The organism is Frankia sp. CcCS3, assembly GCF_977927575.1.
The window spans coordinates 12,473-13,439 of the sequence record NZ_CDWRCL010000101.1; the positions used below are offsets into that span (position 1 = coordinate 12,473).

2 protein-coding genes are annotated in these 967 nt (G+C 64.1%); both read left to right on the forward strand.

What is annotated here, in order from left to right; translation table 11 throughout:
• Positions 1-247: 247 nt before the first annotated feature.
• A complete protein-coding gene (locus AC08OQ_RS10965; protein WP_476600616.1) occupies positions 248-607 on the forward strand; it encodes a hypothetical protein in 360 nt (119 codons plus the stop codon).
• Entirely contained in the window at positions 594-842 is a 249-nt protein-coding gene (locus tag AC08OQ_RS10970; RefSeq protein ID WP_476600614.1) for a hypothetical protein, read from the forward strand. The genes AC08OQ_RS10965 and AC08OQ_RS10970 overlap by 14 nt, the downstream gene beginning before the upstream one ends.
• The last annotated feature ends 125 nt before the right edge of the window (positions 843-967 follow it).

The window sequence follows — 967 nt, forward strand, 5'->3', positions numbered from 1 at the left end:
TTAATGCCCATCGCAGGGCAATCAAGAAAACTGCGAAACTCTAGTTGTTCACTAAGTCAATTATATTGTGAGCGCTTAGGTTGCCGCAAGACAGCTACCCCGCGCGCCAAGTTATTCCACACACAACCAGCTGGGGACGGTTATCAAGCTGGTCCAGCATTGACCGTTCCCCTCGGGCTCCCTCATAGGCAGCATCGGGGTTCCGTTACAATTTTGCCTGCTACCTCATGACCTATAGGGAGACGTTGTGCGCGAGGTTGAAGTCAAGTATTCCGTGTCGGACCTGGAGGCAGTGCTTGGCGCGCTCAGTGGGCGGGGTATCAACCTCGGCGAGGCGGTGTACCAGGACGACCAGGCCTTCGCCCCGCTCGGCTGGTCCTTCGGAGACAGCAAGCTTGGCGTGTCATTCCTGCGGCTGCGCACGGTGAACGGCCGCCACTGGTTCGCCCTCAAGCAGCCGGGCGCCAACGCCCAGGACTGCTTGGAGTACGAGACGGAGCCAGCAGATGCACGAGGCGATCCTTCGCATGGGCTACTGGGCGACGGTCCGGGTTGCCAAGTTCCGGCGGACCGGCCGGCATGGCGAGGTTTCGTTGTGCCTGGATGAGCTGGAAGGGGTCGGGACGTTCCTGGAGCTGGAACGCATGGTGCCCGACGACGCGCCGGCCGCCGCCGTGCAGGAGGAGTTGGCGGCCTTCGTGGCGTCGCTGGGGGTGGAAGCCGTACGCACGGTGGAGACGTACGACTCCTTGGTACGGGCCGCTCAAGAAGCGGTACGGGTGCCCTCCAGCCGGGAGAGCACAGACGCCGCCAGTACGGCGGCCACTTCCTCCCCCGTCTGAGCCCCGATGTCGTGGCACAGCACGGCGTAGCCGGCAGCTTCCAGCTCGGCGGCAACAGTCCGGTAGGCATCTGCTTCGGCTGCACCGGCCTCCGGGCCGCCGCGGTGGAAGCGGCTGTAGGGCCT